At 49.9% G+C, this 15,316-nt stretch carries 16 protein-coding genes; 10 read left to right on the top strand and 6 right to left on the bottom strand.

The genetic code is table 11. The annotated features are described in order from the left end of the window. The first annotated feature begins 27 nt into the window (after positions 1–27). From rrtA to L2Y54_RS06400, 5 genes are all read left to right on the top strand, one after another. Positions 28–627, top strand: coding sequence for a rhombosortase (gene rrtA / locus L2Y54_RS06420; RefSeq protein ID WP_236500976.1), 600 nt, complete (start codon positions 28–30; stop codon positions 625–627). Next, positions 624–1,316 carry a ComF family protein gene (locus L2Y54_RS06415; RefSeq protein WP_236500975.1) on the top strand — a complete coding sequence of 231 codons (693 nt, stop codon included), beginning with the start codon at positions 624–626 and terminating at the stop codon, positions 1,314–1,316. Before rrtA ends, L2Y54_RS06415 begins: the two co-directional genes overlap by 4 nt. Before the next feature lie 45 nt (positions 1,317–1,361). Then, entirely contained in the window at positions 1,362–2,216 is an 855-nt protein-coding gene (locus L2Y54_RS06410; protein ID WP_236500974.1) for a YicC/YloC family endoribonuclease, read from the top strand. Between the two features lie 85 nt (positions 2,217–2,301). After that, complete coding sequence (locus L2Y54_RS06405) at positions 2,302–3,213, top strand: DnaJ C-terminal domain-containing protein (protein WP_236500972.1); 912 nt, start codon at positions 2,302–2,304, stop codon at positions 3,211–3,213. 102 nt (positions 3,214–3,315) lie between these two features. Further along, positions 3,316–4,446, top strand: a complete 1,131-nt coding sequence (locus L2Y54_RS06400; RefSeq protein ID WP_236500971.1) for a Do family serine endopeptidase — start codon at positions 3,316–3,318, stop codon at positions 4,444–4,446. A gap of 324 nt (positions 4,447–4,770) precedes the next feature. Here the strand turns inward: L2Y54_RS06400 and yihA are convergent, their stop codons facing one another. Then, complete coding sequence (gene yihA, locus L2Y54_RS06395; protein WP_236500970.1) at positions 4,771–5,370, bottom strand: ribosome biogenesis GTP-binding protein YihA/YsxC; 600 nt, start codon at positions 5,368–5,370, stop codon at positions 4,771–4,773. Between the two features lie 307 nt (positions 5,371–5,677). Here yihA and L2Y54_RS06390 point away from each other — a divergent pair, with 307 nt between their 5' ends. The 5 genes from L2Y54_RS06390 to coq7 all read left to right on the top strand — a co-directional run bounded on the left by L2Y54_RS06390 (position 5,678) and on the right by coq7 (position 10,955). Continuing rightward, a complete protein-coding gene (locus L2Y54_RS06390; protein ID WP_311196230.1) occupies positions 5,678–6,295 on the top strand; it encodes a c-type cytochrome in 618 nt (205 codons plus the stop codon). 97 nt (positions 6,296–6,392) lie between these two features. Continuing rightward, positions 6,393–8,402: a cytochrome c biogenesis protein ResB gene (locus tag L2Y54_RS06385; RefSeq protein ID WP_236500969.1), complete on the top strand. Its 2,010-nt coding sequence runs from the start codon at positions 6,393–6,395 to the stop codon at positions 8,400–8,402. Then, positions 8,377–9,555, top strand: coding sequence for a c-type cytochrome biogenesis protein CcsB (ccsB, locus tag L2Y54_RS06380; protein WP_236500968.1), 1,179 nt, complete (start codon positions 8,377–8,379; stop codon positions 9,553–9,555). Before L2Y54_RS06385 ends, ccsB begins: the two co-directional genes overlap by 26 nt. Positions 9,556–9,641: 86 nt before the next feature. After that, positions 9,642–10,295, top strand: a complete 654-nt coding sequence (locus L2Y54_RS06375; RefSeq protein WP_236500967.1) for a thiol:disulfide interchange protein DsbA/DsbL — start codon at positions 9,642–9,644, stop codon at positions 10,293–10,295. Between the two features lie 15 nt (positions 10,296–10,310). Then, positions 10,311–10,955 carry a 2-polyprenyl-3-methyl-6-methoxy-1,4-benzoquinone monooxygenase gene (coq7, locus tag L2Y54_RS06370; protein ID WP_236500966.1) on the top strand — a complete coding sequence of 215 codons (645 nt, stop codon included), beginning with the start codon at positions 10,311–10,313 and terminating at the stop codon, positions 10,953–10,955. Here coq7 and lipB read toward each other — a convergent pair. The 5 genes from lipB to mltB all read right to left on the bottom strand — a co-directional run bounded on the left by lipB (position 10,946) and on the right by mltB (position 15,277). After that, on the bottom strand, positions 10,946–11,527 hold the full coding sequence (lipB, locus tag L2Y54_RS06365; RefSeq protein ID WP_236502000.1) for a lipoyl(octanoyl) transferase LipB: 582 nt from the start codon (positions 11,525–11,527) through the stop codon (positions 10,946–10,948). The two genes, coq7 and lipB, sit on opposite strands and share 10 nt — an antisense overlap. Positions 11,528–11,601: 74 nt before the next feature. Next, the gene (locus L2Y54_RS06360) at positions 11,602–11,883 is read right to left on the bottom strand and encodes a YbeD family protein (protein ID WP_236500965.1); all 282 of its coding nucleotides are present in this window, start codon (positions 11,881–11,883) and stop codon (positions 11,602–11,604) included. 23 nt (positions 11,884–11,906) lie between these two features. After that, entirely contained in the window at positions 11,907–13,148 is a 1,242-nt protein-coding gene (locus tag L2Y54_RS06355; RefSeq protein ID WP_236500963.1) for a D-alanyl-D-alanine carboxypeptidase family protein, read from the bottom strand. A gap of 18 nt (positions 13,149–13,166) precedes the next feature. Further along, positions 13,167–13,988, bottom strand: coding sequence for a septal ring lytic transglycosylase RlpA family protein (locus tag L2Y54_RS06350; RefSeq protein ID WP_236500962.1), 822 nt, complete (start codon positions 13,986–13,988; stop codon positions 13,167–13,169). A gap of 89 nt (positions 13,989–14,077) precedes the next feature. Beyond that, a complete protein-coding gene (gene mltB / locus L2Y54_RS06345; protein WP_236500961.1) occupies positions 14,078–15,277 on the bottom strand; it encodes a lytic murein transglycosylase B in 1,200 nt (399 codons plus the stop codon). Between the last annotated feature and the right edge of the window lie 39 nt (positions 15,278–15,316).

The following is a 15,316-nucleotide window of genomic DNA, read 5'->3' as shown; positions in this document are numbered from 1 at the left end:
TCTAACGATTCTGGCATACTGTCTGTCATGTTGCACACTTCAGACGCCACCAACCCGCTCCGTAAATGCTCCACTACCTGCATTATCGCCATTATTTTCACGGTGTTGCTACCATTATTACAGTTTTTTCATGACAGTTTACTGTATTACCGCCATCCTATCGTGGACGGAGAATACTGGCGTCTGTGGTCAGGCAGTTTAGTCCACACCAACCATTGGCATTTACTGTTGAATGTGGCGGGTCTGTGGCTGCTAACGTTTATTGCGCCCCTGCCTTTCCGCGTACACACGCAACTGCTGCAAATTGGCTGCTTAGCCACCTGTGTGGGAGCCGGTTTATGGTGGCTTAACCCTGAGGTTATTTGGTACGCAGGCTTTTCAGGGGTTTTGTACGGCTTATTTATGCTCGGCGGCCTGTACCGCCTGCAACAACGCGACTGGCTGACCGCTGCGATCATTCTGTTAGGAATCTGCGGAAAAACCGGCTGGGATTGGTGGCTAGGCACTGAGTCAGCCACCGCCAGCTTAATCGAAGCACCCGTAATTTACGCCGCACATATTTACGGCATGGCTGGCGGATTATTGCTGGGCATTCTCACTCACTGGCAAAGCAACACCAAGCCGTGAAATCCTTCGCGCATCGCTGGCAAGCGCTCCAGCATCACCTCAACCCCAGTTGCGCGTTTTGCGGGGAAACCCGTATTCCCGGCTATCCGCTCTGTCAGCACTGCCATGCTGAATTGCCGTGGTTATCCGCCGAAGACCAGCGTCCTTTACCCGGCTGTGCCGCCAGTATTAGTGCATTTGCTTACCAAGCACCGATCAGCAACTTATTATTGGGTATCAAATTTGGCAAAAACCTACGCGAACTCGCCACCCTCGGTGAATTAACCGCGACCGGCATCCTGCCACAATTGACGCAAGTGCCGGATGCCATCCTCCCCGTGCCACTGCATAACGCCCGTTTGCATAAACGCGGCTTCAATCAGGCGCTAGAACTGGCACGCCCGCTCGCCAAGCATTTAGGGATTCCGCTCCTAACCCGCCCCATTAGCCGCCGCAAATTTACCTTGCCACAAACCGAACTGGATTCCAGCCAGCGCCAACACAACGTGCACCAAGCCTTTCACTTGCACACACCACTCCCTTACCGCCACATTGCAATTTTTGACGACGTGATCACCACCGGTGCAACTGCCCGCGAACTAGCCTCGGTATTACACACACAAGGCGTTGCACAGGTTGAAATCTGGTCATGCGCCCGCGCTATCTTGCGCCAAAAGCATGAACTTGACCCACAAATCGACTACCATTAAGCCCTACCCCCAATATACCGGAAGCAAATACCCATGATTCGCAGCATGACGGCCTTTTCTCACCGCGAACTGACCATTGAATACGGCACGCTCCAATGGGAAGCCCGCACCGTTAACCACCGCTACCTCGACATCAGCCTGCGCTTGCCAGAAGAATTCCGCAGTCAGGAAAACAGTTTCCGCGAAACCATCCAAACCAGCCTCAAGCGCGGCAAATTTGAAGCCAGCCTGCGCTTTACACCTGCGACCGGCAACACCAATGAAATTCGTATCAATGAACCACTAGCGCGTGCCCTGATCATTGCCTGCCGCCAGTTGGAAACCATTACCGACAACCCCGAACCCCTTAAAGCGGTTGATATTTTACGCTGGCCGGGTGTGGCGCAAGATGCAACTCCCGACAAGGATATTCTGACGGCTCATGCCAAAGCTTTACTGCAAGACACGCTCGATGACTTGCTGGAAATGAGGGAACGCGAAGGTAAACGCCTTGCTGATTTTATCTACCAACGTCTCGATCAAATTGCCGAAATTACCGTGCGGATTCGTAAACACCGCCCCGGCATCATTGCCGCGCAACGCGAAAAAATCCTCAACCGCATTGAGGAACTCAACATTTCCCCTGACTACAACCGTGTCGAGCAAGAACTGGTCATTCTGGCGCAACGGCTGGATGTGGAAGAAGAACTCGACCGCCTCATGGCGCATCTGGATGAAATCAATGCAGTACTGGAACGCGACGAACCGGTGGGTAGGCGCTTGGACTTCTTAATGCAGGAACTCAATCACGAAGCCAACACCCTCGCCTCCAAATCCAACGATTCCGACACCACCCAAGCTGCCGTTGATCTTAAGGTCATGATCGAGCAAATACGCGAGCAAGTGCAAAACATTGAATAACAGTGATAAGATTCATTGCATAGTTCGTCAGAAAACGCCGCGCCTGCGGCGTTTTTTGTCGTAGACTCCGGGGCAGAGGTATGAAATGGAATACAAGGACTACTACAAAGTATTAGGGGTGGAACGCAACGCTGATCAAGACAGCATTAAAAAAGCGTTTCGGCGCATGGCTGCCAAATACCACCCTGACCGCAATCAAGAAAAAGGGGCAGAGGCACGCTTCAAAGAAATCAATGAAGCCAACGAAGTGCTAAGCGACCCGACCAAACGCGCCCGTTACGATCAACTGGGTGCCGAATGGCGTGCGGGTCAAAACTTCAAGCCGCCACCCAACTGGAATAATAATTCCCCACAGTTTGATGCCTCTTTTTTTGAAGGGATTGCGCGGCGTGGTGTCAACAATCAGCAGCCCGCATCAGGCTTCAGCGACTTTTTTGAAGGCTTATTCGGTAACGGTTTTCGGCGTACCTCAAACGGGAATGCAAGCGCCACACACAGCGCGTCAGCCGCAGCCACGCTAGACATTGATATCGAAGACATTTACCGTGGACTGAAAACGGTGCGCCTGCCGACGGGAGACAGCGTACAAATCCGCATTCCACCCGACATATCAGAAGATAAAAGAATCCGCATCCCCGGAAAGGGTTCACACGGGGCTGATGTATTCTTAAAGGTCAAGCTGAAAGAACACCCGCTGTATCGACGCGAAGGCAGCCATATTTACCTCGACTTACCCATTGCACCTTGGGAAGCCGCACTTGGGGAAACTGTCACGGTAAAAACGCTGGCAGGCAGAATTAGCCTAAAAATCCCCCCCGGTTCGCAGTCAGGTAGAAAAATGCGCCTAAAAGGACGCGGGCTTGCCGGGCAGGAAACAGGCGATTTGTATATCGTCCTGCAAGTTAATACGCCGCCTGCTGATACGGCAGAACAAAAAGAGTATTATGCCAAAATGAAAGCGCTGTTTGCTTGGAACCCTCGACAGCACATGGCTTGACAAAGAACCTTATCCTCGGATAACTGTCTGAAAACATTGAATACTCTATAACGAGAAAAGTAAAACATGGTTATGCTACCCATTACGTCCAAGATAGTTTTATTGGCAGCTTTTATTCTGCCGATTGCCGTACCTAGCACTGTCTATGGTGCGCTACCGACTGAAGTCAATGGGCAAGCATTGCCTTCACTGGCAACAATGCTGGAGAAAATCACCCCAGCCGTCGTCAATATTGCCACCGAGGGTCGACAACCAGTCAATGACTCATTGCTCAATGACCCCTTTTTCAAGCGTTTTTTTGGCGATACGCCTCCCGGTGAACGTCAAATCAACGGCACGGGTTCTGGCGTCATTATCCACGCACAACACGGTCATATACTAACCAACTCCCATGTGGTTGAAAGCGCCGACGCCATCCACGTTACCCTGAAAGATGGGCGCAAATACCTTGCGGAAGTTGTTGGTATCGACCCGCGTGCTGACTTGGCGGTGATACAAATTCCAGCCGAACGCTTGACTGCCATGCGCTTTGGTGATTCGGATCGTTTGCGGGTCGGGGATTTCGTCGTCGCCATCGGCAACCCTTACAGCATCGGCCAAACAGTAACGTCAGGTATTATCAGCGCCCTGCACCGTAATCCCGGCATCAGTGAATACGAGAACTTCATCCAAACAGATGCACCGATTAACCTGGGCAACTCAGGTGGTCCCCTAGTCAATTTAAACGGTGAATTAATCGGAATTAACACCGCCATTCTTGGTGATCAAGGCGGTGGCAATTTAGGGATCGGGTTCGCCGTTCCGATCAACACCGCAGCGGGTGTTATCACCCAAATTGTCCGGTATGGAAATGTTGAGCGTGGTCAGCTAGGGGTTGAAGTGCAAGATATTGATCCAGCAATGGCACGTGACTTTGGCATTAAACCTAACGAAGGAGCCATTATTAATCAAGTCCTTGCTGGCTCACCCGCCGAAAAAGCAGGTATCGAAGCAGGTGACATTATCATTAAGATGAATACCAAGAATGTCCACAGCGCTGTTGATGTAAAAAACATCATCGGTGATTTGCGGGTCGGCACAGAAGTACACATGACACTGTTACGGGCGGGTCGTCCGAGAAACATCACCGTCATTATCGCGCCGCCCAAGATGGAAAAATCATCTGCCCCCACGCCCACAGGGAACCTTCAAAATGCAACAGCTCAGCCTTTTTGGGAAAAAGGATTGCGCTAAATCCCTGAAATGTACCCATCATCAGAAATACACCACCCATTAAACTATTTTATTTTTATAGTGCGCAGGAATGCGCTATTATCCAAGCTGAATTTTAGAGATGTATATCTAATATATTAAAAGTTTCCGTGAAGTACCAAGAGATACGCAGAATGATGCTTAAGCCCGGCATCGGTGTCTCTTGTTTACGGACACAGGTTTGGTGTCCCCAATCCAGACCTGTTCGTTAAACCCCGGCTTTTTAGACCCCCTGTTTGGCCGGGGTTCCTTTTTTCCCCACGGAAAGAAGGATACCCTTAAAGAAATGAACTCTTCCTGAATAGCTCAGACATCCTTCCCCAACCACTTATCTAGAATACCCCAGCACTCGTCTAGCCCTTGTTTGTTAAGCGCGGAAAATGTCTGTACCGACGCGTTCCCGTAATCAGCCAACGCCTTGCGTACCTGGAGCAGCACATTCATCCCAGCCCCGCGCGTCAATTTATCCGACTTGTTAAGCAATACATGCACGGGCAACATTCTATTGCGTGCCCAACGCAACATCGCCTGATCGTAATCGGTCATCGGGTGGCGGATATCCATCACCAACACCATCCCGCGTAAGGTATTGCGTTGCGTCAAATAGGATTCGATAAATTTCTGCCATTCCAGCTTAACCGCCTCCGGTACTTTCGCATAACCGTAACCGGGCAAATCGACCAGAAAATTCGCGTCCGGTAGCTGGAAAAAGTTGATCAACTGGGTTCTTCCCGGCGTTTTACTGGTTCTTGCCAACGACTTTTGCGAACACACCCGATTGATTACACTGGACTTTCCGGCATTGGATCGCCCTGCAAAGGCGATTTCCAAACCGCCTTCGTCGGGCATGGTCTTACGAGTGGTGGCACTTTGCAGAAAAGTAGCTTGTTGATAATAGTTATTCATAATGTTAGCGTTCTCTAATATTTTTTGCAGAATACAAGCAGAATATGTTGTACAATCCATTCGTTTTTTTCAGAATACCTTTCCCGCTACTGCGAAAGGGCGACACTGGAAAAGCTTGTAGAGCGTGTGGATTATGGTATGCCTGCGTCAGGGTGGGTGCAGATTAAGATGCACTCGGTATGATTGCAAGTAATTGCCGCAACCGCGAGAAGACGGTTAGGCAGCGTATAGCACTTATGTGAACATGGGAAGTCACTGGGTGTCGTGCAAAAAGATGACAGATTTTGTAGATATTAGGAGCACTTCGATGATGAAAAAAGTACTCATGCTTGTACTGAGTGGCTTGGCTATTAGCGTCGCAGCATCTGCTTGGGCAGAGGGTGGCAATGCTGAAGCAGGCAAAACCAAATCCGCGACTTGTGCAGCCTGCCACGGTGCAGACGGCAACAGCGTTAACCCTGAATGGCCAAAATTGGCAGGGCAACACCCAAGCTATCTCTTGAAGCAGTTAATGAACTTCAAGAATGATGAGCGTGTTAACCCATCCATGAGCCCAATGGCAAAGCCGTTGAGTGATCAAGACATGGCTGACTTGGCTGCTTACTACTCCTCTCAGGTAATGAAAGCGGGCGAAGCGGATCAGTCCAAAGTGACCTTAGGTGAGCAAATTTACAAAGGTGGCAATAATGCAACGGGCGTTGCTGCCTGTGCTGCTTGCCATGGCCCAACAGGTGCTGGGAATCCAGCCGCCAAGTTCCCGGCTATCAATGGTCAACATGCCGCTTACACCAAAAATCAGTTGAACGCTTTCCGTAAAGGTGAACGCGCCAATGATGCGGGCAAAATGATGCGCAACATCGCCGCTGGTATGACCGATGCCGAGATCGAAGCGGTCTCTGAGTATATTGCTGGCTTACAGAAGTGATATTACCATTCGGTAATGCTTTGCTGTAAAACAGGGGGTGGCTTTTGCCGCCCTTTGTTGTTTTAATGCATTCACTTTGTCCAGACGATGTTGTGATATGAGAAATTCGCCAAGCTCCAGTGCACGCCTGATCAATTTTTTAGGCTCGATGAACTTAGCCATCAGTTTGTTGGTAGTGGTCGCCATTGCCTCCATCATCGGCACGGTGCTGCAACAAAATCAACCTTACACCAGCTACCAACTCAAATTTGGTCCCTTCTGGTTTGATTTGTTCAAATCACTGGAACTGTACGATGTTTACTCAGCCTTATGGTTCTTGGCTATCCTAGCTTTTTTGGTGGTCTCCATTGCCACTTGTGTCGGGCGCAACACCCCCGGCATTATCCGCGAACTACGGCACTTCCGCGAAAACGTGCAGGAAAAATCCCTGCGAGCCATGAAGCATCAAATAGCCATCAACAGTGTGCAAGATGCTGCTGCCACGCAAGCGCTGACAACCCGGATCCTACACGCACAAGGCTTCAAAATGCGCCAAAAAGTAGCTGAGGATCATACGGTTGTGGCTGGCATGAAAGGCGGTGCAAACCACTGGGGTTATTGGCTGACCCACATTGGCATGATTGTCATTTTCCTCGGTGGCTTAATGGATAGCCGCCTGCCCCTCATGATTGCAGAATGGCAAGGCAATCTGAAACCTGAAACCCGCAATATCCCAGCTTCTGAAGTCCCTGCCATCAGCCAGCTACCCGATACCAGCTTTTCTTACCGTGGCTCTGTCGACATACCGGAAGGCAGTCGTGCAAATATTATTTTCCAGCCAGTACGTGACGGCTACTTGGTACAGCACCTGCCGTTTGAGGTGGAAGTCAAAGAGTTCCGCGTCGAACACTACAGCACCGGACAACCCAAGTCGTTTGAGAGCGATTTGGTGATTTATGATAAAACGCTTGATGCACCGCTAGAAACCACTATTTCCGTCAACCACCCCTTAATTCACAACGGCGTGGCAATCTACCAAGCCAACTTCGGTGATGGCGGTTCCGAACTCAAGCTACGTCTGCATTCGCTTAGCAATCGTTATGCCTCACAGGATGTCGATGGCAAAGTTTTCCGCGACTACACTTTAACCAGCACCGACCAGCAATACAAATTAGAACTCAACGATTTCCGCCTGTTCAACATCAATGATATGGAAGACGGGGCTGGCAACATTGAGAAAGAAAACGTCGGTCCCAGCGTTACGTTCAAACTGCGTGATGCCACCGGACAAGCGCTCGAATACCAGAACTACATGAACCCATTGAGCATCAAAGGGCAGAACTACTACATCAGCGGGGTACGCACCACGCCAAATGAACCTTTCCGTTACCTGCACATCCCTGTTGACCCCAAAGGCAGCATGGAGCGTTTTATGCGGTTTTTGTCCAATATACAAAATACCGAATTGGTGAAACAATCGGCGCTCCAGACCACTCGCAACTCGATGCAGAAAACCACGGTTGCTGACCCAACAGTTGAAGCGCAGATCGTGGAGTCGATGCAACGCTTAACCGAACAATTTGTGACAAAAGGTTCTGATGGCATCATGGCAGAGATTGAGGCAAAATTTCCGCAAGACAAGCAGGAAAGTGCCGCAGAAGCTTTCATGAAAGTGCTCAATGCCGCCCTGCGTGAAGTCTACAAAGAAACCCTTAAGCAAGAAGGTGTAACAACGGAGCCTAGTGATACGGATTGGCTATTCTTTGATGATAGCTTATTAGCCATTGATAAGCTGTCTGCTTACGGTTCACCCTGGTTCATCCACATGACCAACTTCAAACAGATTGAAGCCTCTGGCCTGCAAATCACGCGCTCGCCCGGTAAAGACGTGGTTTATCTCGGCAGTCTCATGCTAACAATAGGGGTATTTCTCCTATTTTACGTGGCGCATCGTAGAATATGGGTGTGGATTAAACCGCTGGACAACAACCAAGCGGAAATCATCATGGCAGGTAGCAGTAATCGTAATCAGCCAGAATTTGAACGTTATTTCCAACAGTTGCAGGATCTGTTCCAGCAAGTGATGAAACAAGAGGTGAAACATGTCGACCCCCCAACAAACCATTGACTCGCTCATTGATCAACCCAGTTTTTTCCAACAACTCCGACTATCCGATTGGTTGTGGGCAGCCCTAGTCATTGCCGCCAGCGCTTGGGTATTCTTCCAATACGGTAACGTGATGGATGAATACGAAATCGGTATTCTTGCACTCACTGCGCCTTCTTGGGTCGCATTGGGTTGGTACTGGAAAGCCTTCCGCCCGTATAGCATCGCAGTCGCCTTATTAAGTCTGTTAGGTATTTGGCTGTATGCTGGTAACTACGCTAACGCTGAACAAGTATTTGGCTTAAAGTTCTTGTTATCCAGTCAGTCCGCCGTCATGTGGATGAGTGCTCTGTTTGTGCTCGCGACGGCATCCTATTTTGCTGGCTTATTTGCCAACAATACCTTCGCCCTAAAAACTGGCTCTGCAACCACGTGGGTCGCTTTGGTCATGGGTTTTGTTGGCTTAATGGTACGTTGGTATGAGTCTTACCTGATTGACCCAGAATTTGGGCACATCCCAGTGAGTAACTTGTACGAAGTCTTTATTCTGTTTTGCATTATTACTGGCTTGTTGTATATGTTTTACGAGGGACGTTACAAAAACCGGTCGCTAGGTGGTTTTGTTTTGTTAGTCATCAGCGCCGCCGTTGCTTTTTTACTGTGGTACAGCTATAGCAGAGGTGCACATGAAATTCAGCCACTCGTACCCGCCTTGAAAAGTTACTGGATGAAAATTCATGTCCCTGCCAACTTTATCGGTTACGGTGCTTTTGCCATAGCCGCTATGACCAGCATTGCTTACCTACTAAAACATCATGGGCAACAGCGTAATCCGAATGGCATGATGGCGACACGCTTGCCTTCATTCGAGATGCTGGATGATGTTACCTATAAAGCCATTGCGCTTGGTTTCGCTTGGTTCACCATCGCCACTATCCTAGGTGCCATGTGGGCTGCTGAAGCATGGGGCGGCTACTGGTCATGGGATCCGAAAGAAACTTGGGCATTAATTGTTTGGTTGAACTATGCTGCATGGCTGCACTTGCGATTCTCGAAAGGCTGGCGCGGTGTCCCAATGGCATGGTGGGCTATTGTTGGGTTATTTATTACCTTGTTTGCATTCCTCGGCGTGAATATGTTCCTCTCCGGCTTGCACTCTTACGGTGAACTTTGAGAATCACGCCACCTCTAATAAGTCGAGTTATTGCAATAACTGGTTGATAGTATTTTTAATAAACACAAAAGGGAGATAATAAACCAATGAAACGCACATTAAGCCACACCCTCGGCTTCATGATGGCTGCGCTGTTTGCCCTGACTGGCTGTATTCCCGAAGCCAGTCAGGCACAAGAGTTTAAGGAAGGCACGCATTACGTCACCTTACCATCGACAATTCCCACGCAAGCTGCGGCAGGAAAAGTCGAAGTCGTGGATTTGTTCTGGTACGGCTGCCCGCATTGCTATTCGCTGGAACCCACGATTGAGAAATTCCTCAGCAAGAAACCGGACAATGTAGTCTTCCAACGTGTGCCTGCTACCCTCAGCCCGCGCTGGGAATACCACGCGAAATTGTTCTACGTTGGGCAAATGCTGGATGCCGATGGCAGCAAACATGTACACACGAAAATCTTTGAAGCCCTGCAAAAACAGCGCCGTAAAATCAATGACGATGATGCCATGACACGCTTTTTCACCGAACTCGGCTTTACCGCTGATCAGGTCAAGAGCGCCCTGAACTCCATGGAAATGAAGACCATGATGGCACGCGCCAAAGAAGTGGGCGAAAAATCCAAAGCGGACTCCGTGCCGGTTATTATTGTGAATGGCAAATACCGCACCAGCCCCAGCATGGTTGGCAGTGAAGAAACCTTATTGCAAGTCGTTGATTATTTGGTAAAACGCGAAACCAAATAAGCATGGGAGAGCGAGATGCGCAAACTTAGCCTGCTGGATAAAGTCCTGACCGAAATTGACCAATCGTTGCGTGTGGTTCACGCCACCGCACCGACAACGGAACGCCCGAATCCGGCAGCAGACATACCCGAAACGGCTCCGCTTAACGATGCAGAGCGTGACTTGGTTATTCGCCTGATGCGCATCAATCATACCGGTGAAGTGTCTGCCCAAGGTTTATACCGTGGGCAGGCATTAACCGCCAACCGCGAAGACATCCGTGAGCAGATGGAACGTTCCGCGATGGAAGAAAACGACCATCTCAACTGGACAGAAAAACGCCTGCAAGAATTAGGCGGTCGCAAAAGCTTACTGAACCCGCTGTTCTACTGGGGTTCATTCACCATCGGGGCGATTGCAGGCAAAATCGGTGACAAATGGAGCTTGGGTTTTGTCAAAGAAACCGAAGATCAAGTCATCAAGCACCTGGAAGAACACATCAATCGCCTTCCCCCTCATGCCTTAGCCGACATGGCGATTCTGCAAAAAATGAAAGCCGACGAACAACATCACGGTGAGGTTGCCATGCAAGCCGGTGGCGCAAAACTGCCATTTCTTGCCCGCAAGCTGCTGATGCCGCTTATGTCCAAAGTGATGACGAAAAGTACATACTACGTTTGATCCAACGACCAGACTAACGTGGGATAGTGCAAACGCTGTGCAAGGGATTCACACAATTCGTGGGCTAATGCCTCAGGCGTCTGCTCAATCCCTAAATCTGCACATTGCGTCACCTGCAAACCCGCATAGCCGCACGGATTAATGCGCTGAAAGGGTTCCAAATCCATCGCCACATTCAAACTCAAACCGTGGTAGGTGCATCCTTTTGAAATACGCAAGCCTAATGCCGCAATTTTACGCCCTGCGACGTAAACCCCCGGTGCATCCCTATCGCCCAAAGCCGTAATGCCATAATGCGCCAGCAAGTCGATAACCGATTGCTCAATCGCTGTCACCAACTCACGCACCCCCAGCGCTTTACGGCGAATATCCAACAGCATGTAAACCACCAATTGCCCAGGACCGTGATACGTCACCTGCCCACCCCGATCAATCGGAATGACGGGAATATCCCCCGGTGCTAACACATGCTCCATTTTGCCGTTGCGTCCCAGCGTAAAAACCGGGGGATGTTGCACCAACCAGATTTCATCAGGCGTATCCGCTAAACGCTGCTGGGTAAATACCTGCATTTGCTGCCAAACAGCAGCATACTGGGCTACCCCCAATTGACGGATATGCAGCGTTGTCGTTAAAGCCGCCTCACTTACAACGCCCACAACACCAACTCGCAGGCTTTTAAATCCTGATACACCGCATCAATCTGCTGCTTGCTGGTCGCACGTAAATTCACGGTCAAGCTATGGTATTTACCCGTCGAGCTATCGCGGCGCAGCAAATGCACTTCCGGGTCAAAGTCATTGTCATGGCGGCACACAATTTCACAAATACGCAGGTGAAATTCCACCTCTGCGCGTCCCACCACTTTAATGGGAAAATCACAGGGAAACTCCAGTATTAACTCTTCCTGCTGTCCAAAACGCTCCACAGCCTATCCTCACGCTTACGCTATCAATCCGCGAACAGCTTCTGGATACCATCCATCACCCGCCGCCACCAGCCACCCTCGCCCACGTCTTCCAACGCTAGTAACGGGGTTTCCTTAACGACTTTGCCCAGTTCCTTATCCGTAATAATCACTTTGCCCAGTACGTCACCACGTTTAATGGGGGCGTCAATGCCTTTATCAAGCTGCATTCCGCCATTTAACTGGTCATAACGGCCTTTAGCAATACTCACAAATAAATCATCAATCACACCGGCAGGCACTTCAGTAGCCTCACCTTTCCAGACACGCACCTTTGCCAGCACCGCGCCAGCAGCATATAACTTATGGGTTTCAAAAGTGCGGAAACCGTACTCCAATAATTGCTGACTCACATTAGCACGGGCTTCTTCGCTTTTCGCACCCAATACCACGGAAATCAGGCGCATATTGTCACGCTTGGCGGACGCAACCAAACAATAACCCGCCGACTCGGTATGCCCCGTTTTTAAGCCATCCACCGTTGGATCACGCCACAATAAGCGATTACGGTTTTGCTGCTTGATATTGTTGTAACTGAACTCTTTCTGCGCATACAGCTTGTAATATTCCGGGAATTCGTACACCAATGCCTTCACTAACTTCACAATATCACGCGCGGTGGTGTAGTGATCTTTAGCAGGCCAGCCGGTGACATTCATGTAACGGGTATCTTGCATACCGAGGTCAAGCGCGGCCTGATTCATGCGTTGCACAAACGCCTCTTCGCTACCAGCGATATGCTCCGCCAACGCGACGGCTGCATCGTTACCCGATTGAATAATCATGCTTTTGAGCAATTTCTCAAACTGTACTTTTTTACCCAACTCCACGAACATGCGCGAGCCTTCCATTTTCCAAGCTTTTTCGCTGATCAGCACTTCATCTTCCAGCTTGACCTTGCCTTTACCCAGATCCTGATACACAAGGTAAGCGGTCATTAATTTGGTAATACTGGCTGGCTCAACACGCATTCCGGGGTTGATGCCTGCCAGTTCTTCACCACTTTGGAAATCGACCAGCAGATAACTTTTCGCTTCAATTTCGGGAACACCGGGTGCCATCGCAATAATTTCCGGCGGAATAGCCGGATCATTGTACGGAGCAGTCGACATATCCTTGGGAGCGGGTTCACCCGTGTTTGGCGATGCTGACTCCGGTGCAGCCATCACGATACCGCCAGCCAGCAACCCTGCCAACAATAACGGCTTAAGAATCCTTATCAACATAACAGTCCTTTTACTGAATTACTTACCAGCAACCACCTTGAAGTTCGCCAAGCCGTTACTTTGCAGTATATCTTTCACATTATCAATTTGATCTTGGTTGTACAAAGGTCCAACCCTTACCTGATACATTTCACGCCCATTTTGCTGCGCGGTAGCCATCTCTGTTTTTGCCAGACCCACCGAAGTCAAACGCACAAACATATCCAGCGAGGTATTACGATCAGGCCATGTACCGGCAATCACATAATAAGGCTTTGACTTATCCAGTGGCTCCGCCGTCTTGGCAGGTTGCGTCACCATGGGCTTAACCGCAACCTGAGCTTCAGGTGGCAATTGCTCCGGCGAAATGGCAGCCACTTCAACAGGTGCACCGCTTTTCGCCTTAATGCCCAATGCATTAGACGCTGCAAACGATAGCTGAATCAAATCACCACTCTCAAACGGACCACGGTCATTGATACGCACAATAATGTGCTTGCCATTTTGCTGGTTAGTTACTTTAGCAAAACTGGGCAAGGGTAATGTACGGTGTGCTGCTGAATAACCATACATATCAAACACTTCACAACCAGCCGTCTCGGTACCCTGATATTCCGCACCGTACCACGCTGCTGTACCTTGCTCGGCATAACCTGACGCAGAATCGAGCACTTGATACGTTTTACCTTCGATCGTGTAAGCGGGATCGTTACCACACTCAGTACGGGGTTCTGTACTCAACTCCGTAGGAACCTGTGCCGATGCTACCGCACTTTTCTTAGCAGTATTACCACTACAAGCGACCAAACTCATGGTCATGGAAGCCAATAAGACTCCCGAAAATCGCCAGTTTATTGTCATCGTATTGTCCAGCTTCATCATTGCCCATTAGAAAAGCTGACCCACGCCACAACACATGGATCAGCTTCTATTTATTATCACTATAACTCTTAAAAACCAAACTTACGCTTACGGATTTCCTGCGCAAGCTGATGTACTGCCATCGCATATTTTACGTTAGGATTATAACGGGTAATGGCATAGAAATTTTCCCCACCCACCCAATATTCATCCGTTGTGCCTTCCAGCTTGATCAAACTCACTTTAGCTGAGTTAATCGCCGCCTGTGGTCGCACGCCTCTCGCAGCCAAGTCTGCCAAAGTACGCGAAGGTTTTTTCGGTGTTGCTTCGGCAATACTAGCATAGCCTCCACCAGAAACATAAGCCGGAACCGCGACCCCTGCGCCACGCTTCCAGCCATTTTTCGCAAAATAATTCGCAACACTGGGGATAGCATCTTGCGGATTCCACAAATCACGCTTGCCATCGCGATTGCCATCAATGGCATAGCTGCGGTAACTGCTGGAAATGAACTGCCCTAAGCCCATCGCCCCCGCGTAAGAGCCGTTGAAGATTTGCGGACGCACTTTCTCTTCACGTGACAACAGCAAAAATTGTTCCAACTCTTTTTGATAGAAACTGGCACGGCGCGGAAAATCAAAGCCCAGAGTCGTCAATGCCTGTAAGGTATTGTGCTTGCCCGTATTTTTACCGTATTGCGTTTCCACCCCAATAATAGCCACCAAATACTCCGTATCCACCCCGTATTGGCGGGTCGCAGCATCCAACAAGGCAGCGTGACGGTTCCAAAACTCAACCCCACCATTAATGCGCTCTTCGGTCAGGAAAATCGGGCGATAGGCACGCCATACCTGTCCTTCGGTGGGTGCCCCGGCTTTGGTCAATGCTTCTTTATCACGCTGTACCCCGGAAAAGGTCTGTTCCAAAAACGCAATATCGAAACCGTGCTGGTTATTCATTTTACCAATGAACTGGCGCATCGCGGGGTAGTTGGCGTAATCACCCCCTAATCCTGCCGGGTAGTTCGCTGGCTGGCGAGGGGTTGTTGACACGGGAGGCTGCTGCGGAGCAGGAATATTGCCACTAACAGGCGGAGGCGTTACCACGGTCTGTCTAACCGGTGGATAGCTTTGCTGCTGATTAGGCGGCACATTCGCCCCCGGTGGCGCAAACACCCAAGGCCATTGCGGACTCGCCGCACACCCCCCTAACACTCCCCCCATTAATACCACACTCACCAGCTTCCCCAGTGACTGACCCCATTTAACCGAATCATACATGACGTTCATAGCCTCCATCTCCAAACTGCCTGAGGGAGGGCATGAAAA

Origin of the sequence: Thiothrix winogradskyi (assembly GCF_021650935.1) — a bacterium.
Taxonomy (GTDB): Bacteria; Pseudomonadota; Gammaproteobacteria; order Thiotrichales; family Thiotrichaceae; genus Thiothrix; species Thiothrix winogradskyi.
This window is presented reverse-complemented; position numbering and strand designations above follow the sequence as displayed.

Excerpts from the sequence above, each read along its gene's own strand:
- rrtA (WP_236500976.1), top strand. The coding sequence starts at position 28 with ATGTTGCACACTTCAGACGCCACCAACCCGCTCCGTAAATGCTCCACT.
- L2Y54_RS06410 (WP_236500974.1), top strand. The coding sequence starts at position 1,362 with ATGACGGCCTTTTCTCACCGCGAACTGACCATTGAATACGGCACGCTC.
- L2Y54_RS06405 (WP_236500972.1), top strand. The coding sequence starts at position 2,302 with ATGGAATACAAGGACTACTACAAAGTATTAGGGGTGGAACGCAACGCT.
- yihA (WP_236500970.1), bottom strand. The coding sequence starts at position 5,370 with ATGAATAACTATTATCAACAAGCTACTTTTCTGCAAAGTGCCACCACT.
- L2Y54_RS06390 (WP_311196230.1), top strand. The coding sequence starts at position 5,678 with ATGATGAAAAAAGTACTCATGCTTGTACTGAGTGGCTTGGCTATTAGC.
- L2Y54_RS06385 (WP_236500969.1), top strand. The coding sequence starts at position 6,393 with ATGAGAAATTCGCCAAGCTCCAGTGCACGCCTGATCAATTTTTTAGGC.
- ccsB (WP_236500968.1), top strand. The coding sequence starts at position 8,377 with ATGTCGACCCCCCAACAAACCATTGACTCGCTCATTGATCAACCCAGT.
- L2Y54_RS06375 (WP_236500967.1), top strand. The coding sequence starts at position 9,642 with ATGAAACGCACATTAAGCCACACCCTCGGCTTCATGATGGCTGCGCTG.
- coq7 (WP_236500966.1), top strand. The coding sequence starts at position 10,311 with ATGCGCAAACTTAGCCTGCTGGATAAAGTCCTGACCGAAATTGACCAA.
- lipB (WP_236502000.1), bottom strand. The coding sequence starts at position 11,527 with ATGCAGGTATTTACCCAGCAGCGTTTAGCGGATACGCCTGATGAAATC.
- L2Y54_RS06355 (WP_236500963.1), bottom strand. The coding sequence starts at position 13,148 with ATGTTGATAAGGATTCTTAAGCCGTTATTGTTGGCAGGGTTGCTGGCT.
- L2Y54_RS06350 (WP_236500962.1), bottom strand. The coding sequence starts at position 13,988 with ATGACAATAAACTGGCGATTTTCGGGAGTCTTATTGGCTTCCATGACC.
- mltB (WP_236500961.1), bottom strand. The coding sequence starts at position 15,277 with ATGAACGTCATGTATGATTCGGTTAAATGGGGTCAGTCACTGGGGAAG.